This is a genomic window from Mojavia sp., assembly GCF_059505145.1.
The window spans coordinates 20823-40405 of record NZ_JCACKA010000076.1; the positions used below are offsets into that span (position 1 = coordinate 20823).

Consider the following 19583-nt stretch of genomic DNA (forward strand, 5'->3'; position numbering starts at 1 on the left):
CAAATGGAATGAGCGATCGCCTTAGTCTTGGTGGGGCGATCGCTCATTATGTGTGTACAATCTGGTTTACAAGTTTTGTCCTGCAAATCGCTGTCAAGTTTGGGCACTGGTAACAAGCTGATTCCAGGCATTGACTACTTCCTGTAAATTCTTCGGCAGAGAATTTTGCGAAATATCGTTATACTGAATCGTCCCCTCTTGGTTGGTGAGAGTGTAGGTAATATAATCAGCAGCTCCTTGCGGTGCGGGGTAATTCAAATTTTTGAATTTACCGAATCTGGATTGTTTCACTAATTGCAAAAATTGTTGCACCTGCTGAGGAGAAAGGCGGTGAACACTACGCTCAGAATCGTTAGCATCACCAATTCGCACCCGAATCAAACTCCCATCATTGAGTAAAACAGTTTCATAGGTTCTACCAGCAAAACCACCACTAGAGATTTGCCGAAACACCACACCTCTATCTAAAGGTGCTGGTAACTCACTAGCGGGAATTGGTAGCGGTGTCAGTTTGCCAGAATTACCACTTGAGCTATTGTTGTTGGCAAGCTTAATTTGGGAACCAGTTTCATCACTCAAAAAGACCCAAGAGCTTTGTCTGTTAGATGATTGTACAGATACTTCCCAGCCAGATACTAATATTTGATCGCAAGGATAGGGAAAAGTTGAGCGCTCACAACCTTGAGCTATTTTTGTTTGTTTATATCCTACGATTTTCAGCACTCTTATCGGTAGCCCTGACACCTGGGAAGCTTGACTCAAAACAGCATTTCCAACTCGTTCAGGCAATTTCTGCCCCGAAATTTCGCTGGCTGTTTCATTTAACCTAACTGCGGAACCCGTTTGATTAGTGTGATAAACCAAGGTTTGACCAACTGATCCCACAACTACCCGCCAGCCCGGTACTAAAGCTTGTGTACAACCTTGATTAGCATCAGCCAATTCTAAACAGCCATCTCTCCAAGTTCGTTGTTGAGCTTGAATGATATTTAGCCGAGAACTTGGTTGTTGTAAACGTGCAGATGCAGCTTGCAAAACCGCAGTTTTGACAGATTGAGGAAATTTACTTGATAGGTTGTTTGTGGGAATTTTTGCAGAAGCCAAGCGTAAAGACCGCCCGTTGCTATTGGTGTGATAAACCCAGTTTTGTTTACCATCAGAGACTACAACTCGCAAACCAGGAACTAACGCTTGGGTACAAAGTTCATTCGGCTGCGGTAGTTCTAAGCAACCATCGCGCCAAGTCTGTTGGCTGTAATCAATAATTTGCAATTTTTTTCTTGAGATTCCCTCTCTGCGCGCTAAATCTCGTAGCACTGCGTTAGCTACTGGACGTGGTAATTGGTTTTGTCTGCGATCGCCTTTGATGACTTCATTTGTTGTCTGTGCTGAAAGTTGTGCAGAAGCTGCAATACTACTTTTGATTAGTGTTAAGCCACTACCAACAGCTAAAATTCCAGTTAAAACTAAGGCAGTAAAAATTCGCGCTTGATTGCTGCTACGATAATTAGTTAATGAATTTTTCATAGTAAAATCACAAAATTAACATTTAGCCAGTACTGATTAGTTGCTAGTCATAATTGGCTAGCAACTAATTAGAAATAGAGCATATAATCCCAAAACTTAACTACTTGCAACTAAACAAGCGTCTGTCTTCTGAGCTAGATGTGAAGATAGACGCTGATATATTTTTGATTTGTTCCTGAATCTTACAATATGATTTATACAAGGTGAAGATACTTCACCCTACTGGCTTAGTCATCTGAGTGGCTTTAACCAAACCAGACTTACAACATCAGCAAATATAAATAAAATCCAAAATAATATTAAGCACTTAATAATTAAAATCTACTAACGCTAGCCACCTATATAGCAATCCGATTTGATTTCTGAATCACTCGTAGAGGTAAGGGACTGGGGATTAGGGACTGGGGACTGGGAAGAAGGAATAAAGGTGTACTGAATTTTGTTCAAAAATCAAATATGAGTCCTATATCACTAGGGGGCAATAGCTGAAAGCCGTAAGGGGTTGTTGCTCAACTGACTGATTATTCGGCGCATCAAATCTAATAGTACTAGCTGCCCAGTCTTTTAAATCAGGTGCCAGCCAGATTAGTTTGCGGAGAATTTCATCATTAACCCACAACACCAAGGGGCAATGAAACTGTTTACGGAACTCATCTCGCATGAGATTGGTACTAATGATGAGTTCATTAATATCTACTACAGATTCCAGACCTCTGATTATCAAAGCATCAGGTTGGCTAACACCAACTGAACTTGTGATGGTTGTATACAGTGTGTCGTCTCCAGGCGAGAGCATAATTTCTCGAATATCTGCTGATGAAATCTCTGTTAACAAGTTCAGCACCTGCTGTTGCTTGTTACTAGAGTTACAAGACGCCAATATTAATGAAAATGCACCAGCAGAAACCATCATCGCTCTGGCCAGCCTCTTAGTAGCAGCGACGGTGTTCCCCATACCGTCTTGTGAATTATTTAAGCTGCTAATCATGATCAAATCCTGCCTTTGGTCTTTAAAAGTACCTTAGCCTTTTTAGTTTAATTCGCTCATCAACTCTTTATCCAAAGTATTTTTAGGTAAAATTCGATAAAATTTATTGATGTGCTTACAGTAATACTACGCATTATTTCATAAGCAAGGATGTGGTGTGCAACCCCACATTTACGGGAAATTAACCGTTGGCTATGTGATGTAAGTCACAACAAAAAATAAATCTTAGTTTCAATAATAGTCGCTTAACTACCTTCTACAGGGCTTTTAGGTTGCCAAAGGCGTTACCGTAAAGGCGCGGTTCGTGTCTTGCCACAAATGCAAGTAAAATAACGATTTTTGCTCAGTTATTAGTACTTGAAAAACTTTAAATAATATTAATAAGTCTCTCATACAAGTTCATAAATTTATTAAGAAGCGTAAATTCACAACAATAATTTAGTATAAGTAGCTATTCAACAGGCAATAACGCAACTTCTGTCATCTATCCTAGTCATGATTCTTAATTTAAGAATGCCTGTAGTCAATAATGAAAAAACTTGTAAAGTGGTTTATGAATTTTTCACGCTGGAATGTTTACCCTAGCCGAAAGCGGGCACTATTTGCGATGATGACCGCCTTAAGCTTGATAGCTACTGCAATGCTATCGTTGCCCTTAAATGCTCAAAATGTTCCTTTACGATCGCCAGCATCTGAGTTGAGGGGCGTATGGTTAACAAATATAGATAGTGATGTGCTGTTTGAGCGCGATCGCCTGAAAAAATCTTTGCAACGGCTAAGTGAACTCAACTTTAATACTGTGTATCCTACAGTTTGGAATTGGGGCTATACGCTGTATCCTAGCAAAGTCGCAGCCAAAGTTATCGGGCGATCGCTCGATCCCACACCGGGGTTGCAAAAGCGAGATATGCTCAAAGAAGTTGTCGAAGAAGGACACAAAAAAAATTTAAAAGTCATTCCCTGGTTTGAATTTGGCTTTATGGCTCCTGCTGATTCCCAATTAGCCAAACGTCACCCCCAATGGCTGACTAGTTTTAGGAACGGTAAGCGAATCGTCAAAGAAGGTACTCATGACCGGGTTTGGCTAAATCCCTTTCGCCCAGATGTGCAAAAATTTATTCAAGATTTAATAGTTGAAATCGTCAAAAATTACAATATCGACGGCATTCAATTTGATGACCATTTTGGTTTGCCATCAGATTTAGGTTACGATGCTTACACTGTTGCCTTGTATGCAAAAGAACACAAAGGCAAAAAGCCCCCCAGTAACCCACGAGATCCAGAATGGGTGAGGTGGAGAGCTAATAAAATTACCGACTTTATGAAACGGGTATTTACAGCCATCAAAGCCACTAAAAAAGGCTGTATCGTTTCCGTTGCGCCCAATCCCCAACGTTTTTCCTATGAGTACTTTTTAGCAGACTGGCAAAGATGGGAACGTATGGGAATCGTAGAAGACTTGGTTATCCAGGTGTATCGCAATGACTTGAATGTCTTTATCAGCGAATTAGAATATCCAGAAGTCAAAGCAGCACAAAGTCATATTCCTGTAAGTATTGGTATTTTGACTGGGCTGAAAAACAGATCTGTATCTATGGAACAGATTCAGACACAAGTACAAAAAGTACGCGATCGCAATTTTGCCGGGGTAGCATTCTTTTTCTATGAAACTCTATGGAACATGAGCCAAGAAAAGCCCATAGACCGTCAGACAGCCTTCCAGAAGATCTTCCCCACACCAACGGCATATCCTAATTTGCTCGCGGGTTGGAAACCTTAAAAGAAGCAGGGGAGCAGGGGAGCAGAGGGGAGGAAATCCGAATCTGTCTGATCGCAACATAGTATGAGTGCTGAGTGCTGAGTGCTGAGTTCTGAGTTCCGAACACAAAGCTTTGAGTAAAGAGCTAATCGTTCCGAGTTCCAAACACGACGTTTCGAGTTCCAATCTCGGTGTTTCGAGTCAAAAGCTCGACATTCCAAGTTCCAAGCTTGAAGTTCCGAGTCAAAAGCTCGACATTCCAAGTTTTGAACACGAAATTCCGAGTTCCAAGCTCGAAGTTCCGAGTTTTGAGCGCTGAATGCTGAGTGTTTAGTTCCAAGTAACGATTTATAGCAGTTGCCGGATAGATTAGGACAAGGATTAATCATCAAACATGGACAATAAGCGACTTTCAAACCTGTTCCCTGCTCCCTGCTCCCTGCCCCCTGCCCCCTGCGTTCTTAATGATAAGTCTTTAACCGGACACGATATGAAACGGTATTAACCCCCGATTCCCAAACGTCCAGCCAAGGCTGGAGTCAAGGGCAGGAGCGTAGCAATCATTAAGAACAAAGCTAAAAGACCTAAAGCGGCTCTAGCATCATCAGGTTCGCTAATTTCATTCAAGCTGGGACGTTCTAAATCTCGTTGTAAGAACAGAATCAAAATTGCCCAGTACATAGCCAAAGGATTAAAAAGTGACACTAGCCCCAGGACAATTAAAGTTGCCAAGGTCGTCCTTCCTGCGGTTTTGCGTCCATAAATCGCTTGGACAATGCGGCCACCATCTAATTGTCCGGCTGGCATCAAGTTTAAGGCAGTGATGACTAACCCTAGCCAACCAATCACTACTAGGGGATGAACACTCACCAGGGGTGACTGTAAAGCGGAACCCAGGACAACCCGTGCCAAGCTACCCACCAAAATAGAACCTTGGAAAAACTGATTTGGCAGTTGAAATAAACTGCCTGGATGGGAAAGCAACAACCCAATTATCAGCATTAACAAAGAAACGATACCGCCAGCGGCTGGCCCTGCCAGAGCGATATCAAATAATACCTTACGGTTAGGTAGTAAAGATTCAAAGCGGGTAATGGCACCGAAAGAGCCAATTTGTATAGCAGGTAGAAAGAAAGGTAAACTCAGACGGACTTGGTGGCGTCGGGCAAGTAACCAATGACCGATTTCGTGCGCTATCAAAATTGACCATAACCCAATGGCTATGGGTAAAGTTTCTGACAACCGTTCTAGGTGGTCAAATAAATCAAAATTCAGCAGTATTCCCGCAGCTTCCAAACTAGTAGCAAGAGCTGCCAGGAATAAGATGCCCGCAAACGCTTTTTGGGCTAACGACATCCGGCGCGGGTCATTGCGGCTGGGTAGAACAATCACCACAGGTTTTCCGTCTGTATTCTCTACCAAAAACAGGCGATAGCGATCGCCCAGACGTTCCTGCAAACTCCTGCTCAAACGGTTGTGAATCTCCTGTGGTTCTCCCCGCAGATTACCTTTGAAAATCGCTCCTTCCTGGTAAGGGATTGTTTCTGTGGCAAAAAATGTATCAATTCCGAAAATGCCTTTAATTGCATTCAAGTCATCTTCTGGAATAGGCATTAACTCAAGTTTTAGCTCTGCACCTTCTGTGGGGGCGTTGGAGCTTTGTGTAGAATTCAGTTCAGGTGAAGAATTATTAGCCAGCCTTTCTGTTGCCCTTTGTTTGAGTAACTCATCTTGTCCAGCTGAACGTAACTGCTTTCCCAAAAAGATATAAAGTCCAGCGGAAGCTACCACCAAGAACAATATACCTACTATATTGATGTAAATCCCTGCTGCAAACAAACCAAAGAACAACAGCCAAGGAGTCATCAGCACCACCGACTGTAACCAGGCTAAAATTCCCAGTTTCCCAAAAGGTCTGGCGCGATAAAAGCCCCAACCCAAAATGCCGAAAGCTACCAGCACAATTGTTGCAACGATAGAAGTTTCTGATAAAGTAAACATCTCCAAACCTTCGCTTTTGAGACCGAGCTAGTACAAGTCCGGTATTGCAGATACATTAATTAATCTATAACGCCGTCTGTGGCTTGCCCAATAAAAAAATTTCACCCCCAAAGGAGTGAAGCTCAAAGACGAAAGACACGGAGATTGATGTGCAGTGAGATTTTAGGAATCAGTATTAGAGATAGCCTAATTCAATTTGAAGTTAACTTAAGGTAATAAACGAGAAGTCTTGAGCCACCGTTGGAGATTTCTAGAACAGCCTAGTACAGTTGCGCGAAATTCAAAATTCAAAATACTCTACAAAAAGCCACCTTTGGGGCATATCAGCAATTTATAATTTGCTCTTTTAACATTTAAGTACAAAAGAACCTAATCGCCACAATCATTCTGTCTTGAAAGTGCTGAATGCTAAGTCCTGAGTTAGAAAGTTTCTTTCTACCTCCCCTGCTCCCCTGCTCTCTGCCCTCTTCTCCTCTGCCTTATTCATCAAGACCCCTTGACTCTCCAGTAAACTGGAGCATTCAAAATGAAATCAGTTGTTAGCACCGCTTGGTAAATGGAGTAATGAAATGGAGAATGCCACACTGAAACTGCGCGGGATGAGTTGTGCCTCCTGCGCCAGAAGTGTTGAAGATGCAATTCTTTCGGTTTCTGGCGTTAATGAATGTAGCGTGAATTTTGGGGCAGAGCAGGCAACAGTAAACTATGATCCCAAAAAAACTGATTTACAAGCTATTCAAGATGCAGTAGATGCAGCTGGTTATTCTGCTCATCCACTCCAAGAAAACTTGATGGCGGGAGAAGATGACGCCGAGAAAACGGCTCGTTTGCGAGAGTCGCGCTACCTACTGCGGAAAGTTGTTGTGGGTGGGGTGATTGGGGTTCTGTTAGTAGTTGGTTCGTTACCGATGATGATTGGGTTGCATTTACCCTTAATTCCAGCATGGTTGCATAATCCTTGGGTACAGTTCGTACTGACAACCCCGGTGCTGTTCTGGTGCGGTGCTGATTTCTTTAAAAATGCCTGGAAAGCTTTGAAACGACACACTGCAACTATGGATACTTTAGTTGCTCTTGGTACAGGGGCAGCATATATCTATTCGATTTTTGTCACAGTTTTTCCTGGTTTGTTTGTAGCTCAAGGATTAACGCCGGATGTTTATTATGAGGCAGCAGTTGTAATTATTGCTTTACTTCTTTTGGGACGGTGGTTAGAAAATCGCGCTAAAGGACAAACTTCGGAAGCAATTCGGCAACTCATTGGCTTACAAGCCAAGACTGCACGTCTGATTCGCAACGGACGTGAAGTAGATGTTCCCATTGCAGAAGTACAAATTGGTGATGTAGTGCTTGTTCGTCCTGGTGAGAAGATTCCCGTAGATGGGGAAGTAATTGAAGGAGCATCCACAGTTGATGAAGCGATGGTAACTGGGGAAAGTCTACCTGTGAAAAAGCAACCAGGAAATGAAGTTATTGGAGCCACGATTAACAAAACTGGGAGTTTTAAGTTCCGCACAACACGAGTTGGCAAGGATACGGTGTTAGCGCAGATTGTGCAATTAGTGCAGCAGGCTCAAGGAAGTAAAGCCCCAATTCAACGTTTAGCAGACCAAGTTACCGGATGGTTTGTGCCTGTGGTAATTGCGATCGCTATCCTTACTTTTATCTTATGGTTCAACTTCATGGGCAACCTCACTTTAGCTTTAATCGCAACAGTTGGGGTACTGATTATCGCCTGTCCTTGTGCTTTGGGTTTAGCCACACCAACTTCTGTCATGGTAGGAACAGGTAAAGGAGCCGAAAACGGTATTTTAATTAAGGGAGCCGAAAGCCTAGAATTGGCACACAAGATTCAAACAATAGTATTGGACAAAACAGGAACAATTACGCAAGGTAAACCAACAGTTACAGATTTTGTGGCAGTAAACGGCACTTATAATGGCAATGAAATCAAGCTGCTACAACTTGCAGCATCAGTAGAACGCAATTCCGAACATCCACTTGCAGAAGCGGTTGTCAGATACGCCCAATCCCAAGAAGTAGGACTAGCTGATGTTAAAGACTTTGAGGCAATTGCAGGTAGTGGTGTACAAGGCTTTGTTTCTCACCGTCTTGTACAAATTGGTACACAACGTTGGATGACAGAATTAGGAATTGACACCCAAAGCTTGCAAAACGACAAAGAGCGCTTAGAATACTTAGGTAAAACTGCAATTTGGATTGCAGTTGACGGAGAAATCAAGGGATTGATGGGGATTTCTGATGCTATTAAACCCACCTCCACTCAAGCAATAAAAGCATTGCAAAAACTCGGTTTAGAAGTAGTGATGCTCACAGGAGATAATCGCCGCACCGCAGAATCCATCGCCCGTGAAGTTGGTATAGAACGCGTCTTAGCAGAAGTACGCCCCGACCAAAAAGCGGCGGTGATTAAGTCTTTGCAAGCAGAGGGGCAGAGGAGAAGGGGGCAGGGAGCAGGGGAGCAGGGGAGCAGGGGAGGTAGAAAGAGACTTTCTGACTCAGAACTCAGCACTCAGCACTCACAACTGGGCACTCAGCACTCGATTGTTGCAATGGTTGGTGATGGTATCAATGATGCACCAGCCTTGGCTCAAGCCGATGTTGGCATAGCAATTGGTACTGGAACAGATGTGGCGATCGCAGCTAGTGACATTACACTCATATCTGGTGATTTGCAAGGTATTGTCACTGCCATTCAACTCAGTCGCGCCACGATTCGCAACATTCGGCAAAATCTATTCTTCGCCTTCATTTACAACGTTGTTGGAATTCCCATAGCTGCTGGTGTTCTCTTCCCCTTCTTTGGTTGGTTGCTTAATCCAATGATCGCAGGTGCAGCAATGGCATTTAGCTCTGTTTCGGTTGTCACAAACGCTCTACGTCTGCGTAAATTCCAAGCTAAAGCAATTGTATAAATTAGGAGACAAAAATGTTGAGTAAAAAGGCAATTATCGGCAGTATAGCTAGCTTGGGATTTCTGTTTGGTGTAACCTCAAGTACAGCATTCGCAAACAGCAACCACGAAATGCCAGTTTCTGAGAACTTACAAACGACAGCTTTTAAACCCATTCAACAACCGCTATTAATTAAAGGTGCAGTCACAATTGGAGGCTTGGCGTTAATTGGATTAGAGTTATGGTGGTTTCTTCTGAGTAAACCCAAATCCCAAAAAGCCGAAGCCCATAACGGTATTCAAGAAGTAAACATTACTGTAGATGGCGGGTACGAACCTAGCCGAGTTGTAGTCAATGCTGGTCAACCTGTTCGCCTTAACTTTCTGCGGCGCGATCCTAGTAGTTGTCTTGAAGAAATACGGCTACCTGATTTCCGTATCGCCCAAGACTTACCGCTAAACAAAGTTACAGCCATTACTTTGACACCCGCTCAACCAGGTACTTATACTTTCACCTGTGGGATGAATATGTACCGTGGTGTTGTAGAAGTGAAACCTGTTATGCCATTAACTAGTAAATAGTTAGCCAGATGCTTTGTTTATTCTTGACTCTCCAGTGGGCTGGAGAGTTTAAAATTGAGTAGACATTGATATTTAGCAGAGGGGCAAGTAAGTATGTTAACCCAAGAAGCTCCAAAACTCATTGGTTCAGTTGCCAAAGAAAGCGGTGTCCCAATTAAAACTATTCGCTACTATGAAGAGCTTGGTCTACTCAAAGCATCAGGTAGAACCGAAGGTGGATTTAGAATATTTCATGCTGATGTTTTCGCACGTCTAAACTTTATCAAACGCGCTCAAAGTTTAGGTTTGACATTATCAGAAATTAAAGAATTTTTGAATGTTCATGATGGCGGTGAATTACCTTGTGACCATATCAAAATTAAGCTGCAAGATAAGCTAACAGCTATTGATGAACAGATTCAGCAATTACTGATGCTAAGACGAGATTTAGAAGATTTGCTTGTTGATTGGGAAACAACTCCTGAAAATGTTGAACAAGCAATTTGTCCGATTATTGAAAAATTTTAAAAATTTGAGAAATTCTCGCTTTATTACTGTTATGTTATGGCGCAAGGTGATAAATATAGTCCCAACAAATATTTTTGCCGTAATGCACTTTAGATGAATAATGCGTTGCGCTGTGCTTTAACGCACCTGACAACCGGAACGGCCACATTACGCAGTTTTCAGTTATTTCGACCACACTCTTGCGTTCTTCTGTGCGACTCTGTGACTTTGCGCCTCTGCGTGATCCCAAAAAGAGGAATAGAAATGATGAGTTTGATGAAAAAAAATGAAGCTAAGTTGAGATAAACGGTACACTGGAAAAAATTTCTTTGAGGAAGGGTTAATGGCACGGTCAAACGGAGCTAAAAGTGAAACATCGGCACAGGAATCACCTGTGGTTTCAGATACTGAAGATACGGTAACAATTCAAGATTCACCTGAATCAGTAGAAGATACCCAAGATATTGACGACATCTTGAACTCTCTAAAAAGTTTACTTAGTAGCGTGGAGAAGCTCCAAAAAGTTCGCCAGGAAGTGGGCGACATCAAACCTTTAATCGGACGGATGCTTGATGGAGAATTAGTTGCTGGTGAAGAGCTTGAACAACTCAAGTCAGGTGTAAGCGGTCTTTTGCGCTTGGTTCGTGCTTACAATGACCACCAAGCAGCACTGGCTAAAGCACAACCTGCAAGAAACTTGCTAGACGAAATACTGAAATAGCGTCAAGCTCGCTGAAACTTCCTTCCCTCTTGAAACATGACTAGTAAACCTGACAAGTCTCGTCTACAAAACGCAATGAGCGCAGCTTGTAAGGTAGCCAAGCAGCAAGGTCTAAAATTTGATGAGGCGATCGCTCTACAAGACAAAAGCAATTTAGTCATTAAAGCAAAAAAGAAGTATGTAGCGATCGCTGTTTATCCTATTGCACTGTGAGGCGATAAAATAAATTTTCTTAATCTTTACTTAAGAATATAGAGTTATTCTATCTAAAGCTATTTTGTAATTAATAACTTGGTAAATATATTAAGTTTCTTACAGTTTGTGTCATCTAATTGAAAAATCATCATTTAACCAAAACCTTTGAAAAGCTTACTGTGTCATAAACTTTTAGAATATAAGACCATAGATAGATTGCAATTTTTTTTAGGGGATGTATCACGCTTCATTCACGAAAAGAATCATTAAAGAAAGCGTAGATAAATCGAATGAGGATACATTTTTCTGCAAAATTCTTTCTTAGATAAGGATTAAAACCATGTTTGAAAGATTTATGCCCTGATATTTTCAGAAGGTCGCATTTGACAATTTAAAGGTACAAATCATGCAAAATAAAAAGAAGGCGGGGAAAACGTCCCGGCGCAGTTTTTTGGGACAAGCACTGACTGTAGCTGGAACCGCTATAGCTGCTCCTTCATTAGTTAATCAAGCAACCGCAGCAAAAGATACTGTTCAAGGTTCGGAAGGGGAAATGAACGTAACACTTAAGATTAATGGTGAGCAGAAAACCTTAAACATTGAGCCGCGCGTGACACTTCTGGATACTCTGCGCGATCGCCTGGGATTGGAAGGCAGCAAAAAAGGGTGCGATCATGGTCAATGTGGAGCTTGTACTGTTCTAATCGATGGACAGCGAGTTTATTCTTGCCTGACTTTGGCAGTAATGCAAGAAGGTAGAGAAATTGTCACCATTGAAGGGCTGGCAAAGGGCGATACTCTCCATCCAGTGCAAGCGGCGTTTATCGACAACGATGGCTTTCAGTGCGGCTATTGCACACCAGGGCAGATTTGCGCCTCTGTTGCTCTACTTGATGAAGTTAAAAGAGGTTGCGCCAGTTCTATTACACCAGATTTAACAACTCCTCCCCAACTAGCTGACCTTTCTGAAGCTGAAATTAAGGAGCGTTTGAGTGGTAACCTCTGCCGATGTAGTGCTTATAACGGCATTGTGGCAGCAGTACAGCAAGCAGCAGGACAAAAACCGCCCTCTCCGGCGGCAAATGTGATGGTCAGTGAACCTAAGGAGACACCTGTATGAACAACTTCACCTACATTCGCGCTACTTCGGTGAACGATGCGACTAAACGGGCAACTACCGACCAAAAGGCCATGTTCATTGCAGGTGGTACAAACTTGGTTGACCGTCTCAAAGTCTTCCTGGATGAGCCATCGCAACTGATTGACATCTCCAGGTTGCAAATGCAGCGCATTGAGAAAATCAATGGCGGCGGTTTGCGGATTGGCGCGCTGGTATCAAATACGGCAATGGCAGACCATCCCGATGTCCGCCGCGACTATCCCATGCTAGCCCGTGCGATTCTCTCTGGTGCGTCTCAGCAAATTCGCAACATGGCGACTGTCGGCGGTAACTTACTGCAACGTACCCGTTGCCCCTACTACTACGATACAGCCTTCCCCTGCAATAAACGGCAGCCTGGAACTGGTTGCCCAGCAGCAACGGGCATCAACCGTATACACGCCATCCTGGGTGCTAGCGACCAGTGTATCGCAGTTCACCCATCGGATATGTGCGTACCTCTGGCGGCGTTAGATGCTGTGGTTGAGGTAGAAAGTCCTAAAGGCAAGCGGCAGATACCTTTTATAGATTTTCATCGCTTACCAGGAAATACACCCCAACGAGACACGAATTTAGAGCCGGGTGAATTGATTACCGCTATTATCTTGCCACCAGTATCGTTTGCTAAGTCAGGAGTTTACTTGAAATTACGCGATCGCGCTTCTTATGCTTTTGCTTTAATTTCGATAGCGGCGGCGGTTGATTTGACAGGCGACAGCATCAAAGATGTACGTTTAGCAATGGGCGGTGTAGCTCATAAACCTTGGCGACCAAAGGAAGCTGAGAAGTTTTTGATTGGCAAGCCTGCCAACGCGCAAACATTTCAACAAGCGGCAGAAATTGCACTTCAGGGAGCCAAACCCTTAACTCAAAACGGTTACAAAGTTGACTTGGCAAAGCGGGCAATTCGTCGTGCGCTTACGGTTTCAGCTAAAGGAGGAGGCGTAGCATGAACAAAATAATTGGAACTGACGTCAGCCGTAAGGATGGACGAGCAAAGGTCACGGGTACAGCAACCTATGCAGCCGAACATCAAATTCCAAATTTAATTCATGGTTATCTCGTCACCGCCAGCATTGCCAATGGGCAAATCAAAAGCATTGACACCGGCGCAGCAGAAAAGGCAGTAGGCGTAGTTGCGGTTTTTACGCATAAAAACGCGCCCAAGGTGTTTATGCCAACCAACAACTTTATGACCTCGAAAATCTACGAGTCTCGTTTGCCGTTGTCGGATGACAAAATTTACTACGCCGGGCAAATTATCGGCTTAGTAGTAGCAGACACCTTCGAGCGGGCACGTGATGCGGCGCATTTGGTAAAGGTCGAATACGCTAGCCAACAGCCAGTTGTAGACGCCAAAAAAGCCAACTTCAAGGAAGCTCCTCCTTTATTTGGAGAAGAACTGAAGTTCGAGAAGGGGAATGTGACGGCTGCTAACTCCGCCATAGCAAAGATTGAAGCCACCTATAAGACTGCCACCGAACTACACGCACCGATGGAACCCCACGCCATCATTGCCCACTGGCAAGGGCCAGACTCGCTCACTGTCTACGAGCCATCTCAGTGGATATTGGCAACTCAGCGCACTTATGCAGAACTCTTTGGATTGCCAACTGAGCGAGTTCGTATTGTTACACCCTTTCTTGGCGGAGCTTTCGGTTCCAAAGCCTTCCCCTGGCCCCACGGTGTTCTTTGTGCGGCGGCGGCGCGGAAACTCCAGCGTCCTCTGAGAGTTGTTCTCAGTCGGCGGCAAATGACGATGAATGCCGGACACCGTTCCGAAACTGAGCAGACGATTCGTTTGGGAGCAAATGCTGATGGCGGTCTGATTATGATTGACCACGAGGCGAAATCCTGTACCTCGCCTGTAGAAGTTTTTCCAGAACCTTGTACAGGTATCACACCAGTTATGTACAGCGCGCCGAATATACGGCTAAAGCAGGAATTGGCAGTGATGAACGTCGGCACACCAACATTCATGCGCGCACCAGGAGAGAATCCGGGTATGTGGGCAATGGAGTCGGCGATGGACGAACTCGCTTGGGCGCTCAAGATTGATCCAGTAGCACTGCGCTTAAAAAACGAAACCAAAGAGCATCAACGCAAAGGTCAGCCATTCTCAGCCAAGCATTTTGCTGATTGTTTGCAAGTTGGTGCAGAGCAATTTGGTTGGAAAGATAGACCAAAACAACCGCGATCGCTCACCCGTGACGGTAAACTGATCGGTTGGGGAATGGCAGCAGCAACTTTCCCTGGTATGAGGAGTTCAGCATCAGCCAAGGTGCGGCTTTTACCAGACGGTAGTGCCCATGTCCTCACAGCTGCCAATGATATGGGTACTGGCTCATATACAGTTGTTGCGGCCACAGCAGCAGAGATATTAGGACTACCTGTAGAGCAAGTACGGGTGGAAATAGGCGACTCTTTGCTACCGGATGGCGGCTTGGCGGGTGGTTCTCAAATGACAGCAAGCCTTGTACCTGCGGTGATGTCAGCTTGTAAAGAAGTCCTCAAAACTGCTAACGCTAAGACTGCACAGGAAGCTTTTGCAAGTTTGCGTCAATCCAAAAGAGCAGCTTTTGAGGCTACAGCATCCTCCGCTCCCGGTGCTGAGGCGAAGAAATGGGCATTCCAATCTTGGGGCGCACATTTTTGCGAAGTCAGCATTGATGAAGAAATCGGACGCTTGCGAGTGACGCGCTGGGTATCGGTAATGGATATCGGACGAGTCATCAATTCTAAAACAGCAGCTAGCCAAGTACGTGGCGGTGTGATCATGGGTATTGGGCAAGCTCTCATGGAAGAGTGCCACCTTGATCCAAATATTGGCTATCCCGTAGTTTATGACCTTGCTACCTATCACTTCCCAGCCCACGCAGACATTCCTCGCATTCAGGTAGCTTTCGTTGGCGAACCTGATCTGAACTTTAACCCAGCAGGTGCAAGGGGTGTAGGTGAGATTGGCATCACAGGTGTTTCAGCTGCGATCGCCAACGCAGTTTACCATGCCACAGGTAAGCGCATCCGTGATTTACCGATTACACCCGAAAAGTTGTTGTAATAATGCTTCGTTCCCTGCTTTCAGAGAAAGCAGGGAAGGTGGCTGGCGCTTTCAAAGAAAACTACCCCAGAAGCGAGCCTAAAAACCCAAAAATTTATTTCGGCTTTTGGCCAGTAACAATACTCCAATAACCAAAAGTTGATTTAACTTCAATATCAACAAAACCAACCTCTGCCAGCATAGTAGACAGTTCTAACCCAGAATATTGCTGTCCTCCAGCACACCAAAGGAGCATGATTAGGTTATATGCTGCTGTTGAAAGCGGTTCGGTTCGCTCGTCATTAAACAGCCATTCATGAATAATCAAGCGTCCACCAGGCTCTAAACTGTCAAAGCTTTTTTTTGTCAGTAAGAAGCATTGCTCTGGTGTCCAATCATGGTAAATCAGGGAATAAAAATGTAAATCAGCTGAAGGAAAATTGTCTTGCCACATATTGCCAACATGGGTGCTGATGCGATTTTGTAACCCATGTTGATGAATAAACTCTTGTGCTACTTCGCATACAGGTGCTAAGTCAAAAATGGTAGCTTGTAAACTCGGGCACTTTAAGGTTGCACCAATGCAATGAGCGCCAGAACCACCAGCAACATCTAGCATTTGTTTATAGCTAGAAAGGTTAATTGTTTCTGGCCACGCTAGAGCAGCAGAAATGCTAGCAGAGTGCATTGCTCGTGTAAATTTCCGTGCCATTTCATCTTTTTGTTCGTGAACTTCAAAGACATCCTCGCCATTGTAAATCTGCGTTGCATCGGTCAAAACCGCTTTTTTAATTGCTTCATAAGAGTAGGAAGCAGAATTGGCAATCATTAAATCGAAATAACCACAAAAAGAAGTTGGGCTAGTTTCCAGCAAGTACTCACGAGCTACAGTGGTGAGGGTATAATAGTTATCTTTAAATTCAACCAAGCCTAAAGAAGTGCATATAGAAACAACCGCGCTAGCCGAACGGTTTGCAAGGTTAAGGCTTTGACAAATATCCTGAAGAGTACGGGGGGCTTCAGCTAACAGCGGAAACAATTTTAGTTCATGAGCTACTAGAAGGGTTGGATAAGCGTGTAAACCTATGATGACATCCCAAACTTGCCTACCGTTTGTTTGTGGATTGTCAATAGTACTAAAGATAGGTTTATCAATTTGTTGAACCATTTTATTTCTCTCACTTTTGTAAGCTTAAGGAGCGATACAGTTCTAAATAGAAGTCGTTATTTGAGGTGATCGCTTGATTATAAGATGCCCGAACAATTAAGCTTTTTAACAGACCAAGCAAGCTGTCTAAATTCTTTAACTGATATCCGTAGGGTGGGCACTGCCCACCCTACAAAAATAGCAATAGAGCAACTCGTGCAAGATGTGAATTAGATAAATTCAACAGTTTGTTGCTGTTAAATAATCATGGCTTTGTACCACTAATTAGAGAATAATAACCGTAGGTTGGAGTTATTAATATATCTGCAAATCCGCATTCTGTAAGAAGCTGATGAAGTTCGCCTGCTGTAAATTGCTTACCTTCAGTAACCCAAACCATGCACATTGAAAATGAAGTTGCCACCAAAGGATTATCTTTGGTATCAGATAGTAAGATTTCGTGAAGATAAATACGACCTCCTTTTGGCAAAGCTTCAAAGCTACGACGCGCTAAAAGAAGACATTTTTCTCTTCCCCAATCATGAAAGATATTACCGAAGACAATTGCATCGTAACCTTCAGGAAAAGGATCTTTAAAGAAATCTGCTGCTTTGGTATCTATTTGTTCTTGCAGTCCAGCAGAAGCAATATATTCTTCTGCTATCTTACACACCACTGGCAGTTCTAAAATTGTGCAACAAATTTCAGGATAGCGTCGAGCTAATGCAAAAGAAAAAGCACCAGAACCACCACCCACATCAAGAAGACGTTTGACATCTGTAAAGTCACCCCTAATTGCAGCACCTGCGGCAGGAGAGACAGTTTGACTGTGCATATGCCGAGTAAAGGCTTTGGCTTGTTCCGGTTCTAGCTCATGAGTTTCCCAAATATCTTGGTCATCATAGATAGTAGACTTATCTGTTTGCAATGCCTCTAGTAGTGATGAGTGGGATAGTGGAGTACTTCGCATTAAATGCAATATTCCGCCCCAGTAGTAAGGACTGTTAGGAAGGAGAAAATTTCGAGACACCTCGGTGATATGAAACTTCCCACTTTGCTGAACTAGATAACCGAGTGATGTCATTACTCCCAATAGCGCTTCAGTAGAACGGTGGCTTAAAGAAAGGCTTTGGGCTACTTCAGCAGCCGTCGCTGGAAATTTATCTAAAAGAGGAAACAGCCCTACCTCATCTGCAACAGTTAGCGTAGGAAAATGGAACATGGACATCCATGTATCCCAAAGCAATCGATCATCACAAGTCGGTAGAGACACATTTGTTTGTTGATTGTTTAGTAACATAAGTTACAAACCTTAGAGTTAGTATTTGATGTAGATAGCAATTCTCATCAATCCAAGCTTGATTGAAATCTTAAGTTATCCCTGTAATCTGGAGAAATCGCCGAATTTTTACCAGTTATTGATTTTGTAGATGTCTGCATTCCGCTAATGAAATTTGCGATTAAATCATGGTTGAGGCATTTCAGCATGAAATTTCAAAAGACTTGAGCCAAGTAGGACTAGCAGATAGCCAAGAAACTAGACACCCGCTACTAATGGAGTTCGACCATTGGCAAGAACTGAACCGCATAAAAACTCCACATACCACTCAACAGTTTCTCTGAGTCCTTCATCAAAAGAATAATAGGGAGTCCAACCAAGAACTTTTTGTGCTTTCTGTGTTGAGACGTGCTGATGCCAGATTTCTCCATGAGTTTGAGGTACAAGCATCGGCTCTATATCCTCACGATTCATAATGCGCTGAATCTTCTGTACTATCTCCAGCACTGTCCAACTACCGCCCATTGCAAAGTTAAACGCCTCTCCATGCACATCTGGATTCTCCAGACCTTTAAACATTGCTACATAGGAATTTACAGCGTCTTTTACATATAGAAAGTCCCGCATAAAACTTCCTTGAGTAGGGACACGAACAATAGGTGGTTCATTTTTTAGCAAGCGACGAATGGTATTTGGTATTAATCGATTCAAGTTCAAGTCCCCACCGCCGTAAATATTGCCAAACCTACCTACTGCTACTGGTAATCCATAGCTGTGAGAATAAGTACGAGCAATCATATCAGCGCAGCTTTTAGAAGCATCGTAAGGATTTTTACCCACTGTAGGGAGGTCTTCTGTATAAGGTAAAACAGGGCTATCACCATAGGCTTTGTCACTGGACGCTACAACTATCCGTTTGACTACATCAGAATGTACACGACAGGCTTCTAAAACGTTATATGTGCCGCGAATGTTAATTTCAAATGCTAATCGGGGCTTTTCAAATGCTAGGCCTTCAACTGATACCGCCGCTAGGTGAAATACTGTATCAATACCGCGATCGCCAATCAGCTTTTCCAGCAAATTGTAATCCTCTATTGAGCCGATCACATTTTGAACACGTTGAAATATCCCACTACGCATAAAATAACTGTTTGGGTTCCAGTCTGCCAGTATTGTTGTTACCGTTGCTCCTTGGTCTAGCAGATACTTAGCCAACCACGAACCCATAAAACCAGATGCTCCGGTTACTAGCACGCGATGCTCACGCAGAATATTATTCATGACTACACCTGATAGAAAGACTAATTTTTAGACAAACTTGACTGTCACCACACTGAACTAAGCCGGAGCTTTACCCCTCCGACTTACTATATATAGAGTCTATAAATTGCCCTACCTCTACTTTTTGTGGTGTTTTAAATTACTTTGTATCTAGTCAAAATCTCTGTGACTGCAATGATTGTTAAATAAATTTGAAGAAAATGTGATAGGGAATATACTTAATTAATTTATGACAAATTAATTATTTTATACAATGTATAAAAATATTCAGCATTTTTATACATTTAGCTCATTTTTGTATTAGATATTAAGATTTGCTTAGTCAATTTTCTTTACTAAAATTGTATAAACTTTAAACATTGCAGTATACGTGCTGGCACAAAACCTTTATACTCTGTTTTGTTTAAACTTCAAGTTGATGTCATAAAATCTTTAAATGCTGAGGTTATAGAATACTAACTCAATAAGTGTAATAACTTAAATGTTATAATTCCTTGACTT

16 protein-coding genes are annotated in these 19583 nt (G+C 43.0%); 9 read left to right on the top strand and 7 right to left on the bottom strand.

Translation table 11 applies throughout. From position 1 onward, the window contains the following. Positions 1–93: 93 nt before the first annotated feature. Together AC5JL8_RS21835 and AC5JL8_RS21840 are read right to left on the bottom strand one after the other, a co-directional pair. Positions 94–1527 (bottom strand): DUF8738 domain-containing protein, encoded by a 1434-nt coding sequence (locus tag AC5JL8_RS21835; protein WP_495881784.1) that lies wholly within the window; start codon positions 1525–1527, stop codon positions 94–96. Positions 1528–1990: 463 nt separating this feature from the next. After that, positions 1991–2515, bottom strand: a complete 525-nt coding sequence (locus tag AC5JL8_RS21840; protein WP_495881785.1) for a hypothetical protein — start codon at positions 2513–2515, stop codon at positions 1991–1993. A 529-nt stretch (positions 2516–3044) separates the two neighbouring features. Between AC5JL8_RS21840 and AC5JL8_RS21845 the strand changes: the two genes are divergently transcribed. Beyond that, positions 3045–4295: a glycoside hydrolase family 10-like protein gene (locus tag AC5JL8_RS21845; protein ID WP_495881786.1), complete on the top strand. Its 1251-nt coding sequence runs from the start codon at positions 3045–3047 to the stop codon at positions 4293–4295. On the opposite strand, the gene AC5JL8_RS21850 is transcribed toward AC5JL8_RS21845, so the two are convergent. Together AC5JL8_RS21850 and AC5JL8_RS21855 are read right to left on the bottom strand one after the other, a co-directional pair. After that, positions 4292–4690, bottom strand: a complete 399-nt coding sequence (locus AC5JL8_RS21850) for a hypothetical protein (RefSeq protein ID WP_495881787.1) — start codon at positions 4688–4690, stop codon at positions 4292–4294. The two genes, AC5JL8_RS21845 and AC5JL8_RS21850, sit on opposite strands and share 4 nt — an antisense overlap. 85 nt (positions 4691–4775) lie before the next feature. Beyond that, complete coding sequence (locus tag AC5JL8_RS21855) at positions 4776–6275, bottom strand: site-2 protease family protein (RefSeq protein ID WP_495881788.1); 1500 nt, start codon at positions 6273–6275, stop codon at positions 4776–4778. Between the two features lie 569 nt (positions 6276–6844). Between AC5JL8_RS21855 and AC5JL8_RS21860 the strand changes: the two genes are divergently transcribed. From AC5JL8_RS21860 to AC5JL8_RS21895, 8 genes are all read left to right on the top strand, one after another. Then, complete coding sequence (locus tag AC5JL8_RS21860; protein WP_495881789.1) at positions 6845–9211, top strand: heavy metal translocating P-type ATPase; 2367 nt, start codon at positions 6845–6847, stop codon at positions 9209–9211. 14 nt (positions 9212–9225) lie between these two features. Next, a complete protein-coding gene (locus AC5JL8_RS21865; protein ID WP_495881790.1) occupies positions 9226–9771 on the top strand; it encodes a cupredoxin domain-containing protein in 546 nt (181 codons plus the stop codon). A gap of 93 nt (positions 9772–9864) precedes the next feature. After that, positions 9865–10278: a heavy metal-responsive transcriptional regulator gene (locus AC5JL8_RS21870; protein WP_495881791.1), complete on the top strand. Its 414-nt coding sequence runs from the start codon at positions 9865–9867 to the stop codon at positions 10276–10278. A gap of 322 nt (positions 10279–10600) precedes the next feature. Next, the gene (locus AC5JL8_RS21875; RefSeq protein WP_495881792.1) at positions 10601–10978 is read left to right on the top strand and encodes a hypothetical protein; all 378 of its coding nucleotides are present in this window, start codon (positions 10601–10603) and stop codon (positions 10976–10978) included. 36 nt (positions 10979–11014) lie between these two features. Continuing rightward, positions 11015–11191, top strand: coding sequence for a hypothetical protein (locus AC5JL8_RS21880; RefSeq protein WP_495881793.1), 177 nt, complete (start codon positions 11015–11017; stop codon positions 11189–11191). A 388-nt stretch (positions 11192–11579) separates the two neighbouring features. Beyond that, positions 11580–12293 (top strand): 2Fe-2S iron-sulfur cluster-binding protein, encoded by a 714-nt coding sequence (locus tag AC5JL8_RS21885; protein WP_495881794.1) that lies wholly within the window; start codon positions 11580–11582, stop codon positions 12291–12293. Further along, positions 12290–13285 (top strand): FAD binding domain-containing protein, encoded by a 996-nt coding sequence (locus AC5JL8_RS21890; protein WP_495881795.1) that lies wholly within the window; start codon positions 12290–12292, stop codon positions 13283–13285. Before AC5JL8_RS21885 ends, AC5JL8_RS21890 begins: the two co-directional genes overlap by 4 nt. Further along, on the top strand, positions 13282–15393 hold the full coding sequence (locus AC5JL8_RS21895; protein ID WP_495881796.1) for a xanthine dehydrogenase family protein molybdopterin-binding subunit: 2112 nt from the start codon (positions 13282–13284) through the stop codon (positions 15391–15393). Before AC5JL8_RS21890 ends, AC5JL8_RS21895 begins: the two co-directional genes overlap by 4 nt. Before the next feature lie 94 nt (positions 15394–15487). Here AC5JL8_RS21895 and AC5JL8_RS21900 read toward each other — a convergent pair whose 3' ends face one another. The 3 genes from AC5JL8_RS21900 to AC5JL8_RS21910 form a co-directional block, all read right to left on the bottom strand. Next, positions 15488–16540 (bottom strand): methyltransferase, encoded by a 1053-nt coding sequence (locus AC5JL8_RS21900; RefSeq protein ID WP_495881797.1) that lies wholly within the window; start codon positions 16538–16540, stop codon positions 15488–15490. Positions 16541–16784: 244 nt separating this feature from the next. Next, on the bottom strand, positions 16785–17819 hold the full coding sequence (locus tag AC5JL8_RS21905) for a methyltransferase (RefSeq protein WP_495881798.1): 1035 nt from the start codon (positions 17817–17819) through the stop codon (positions 16785–16787). 237 nt (positions 17820–18056) lie between these two features. After that, positions 18057–19082, bottom strand: coding sequence for an NAD-dependent epimerase/dehydratase family protein (locus tag AC5JL8_RS21910; protein WP_495881799.1), 1026 nt, complete (start codon positions 19080–19082; stop codon positions 18057–18059). Positions 19083–19583: the final 501 nt, after the last annotated feature.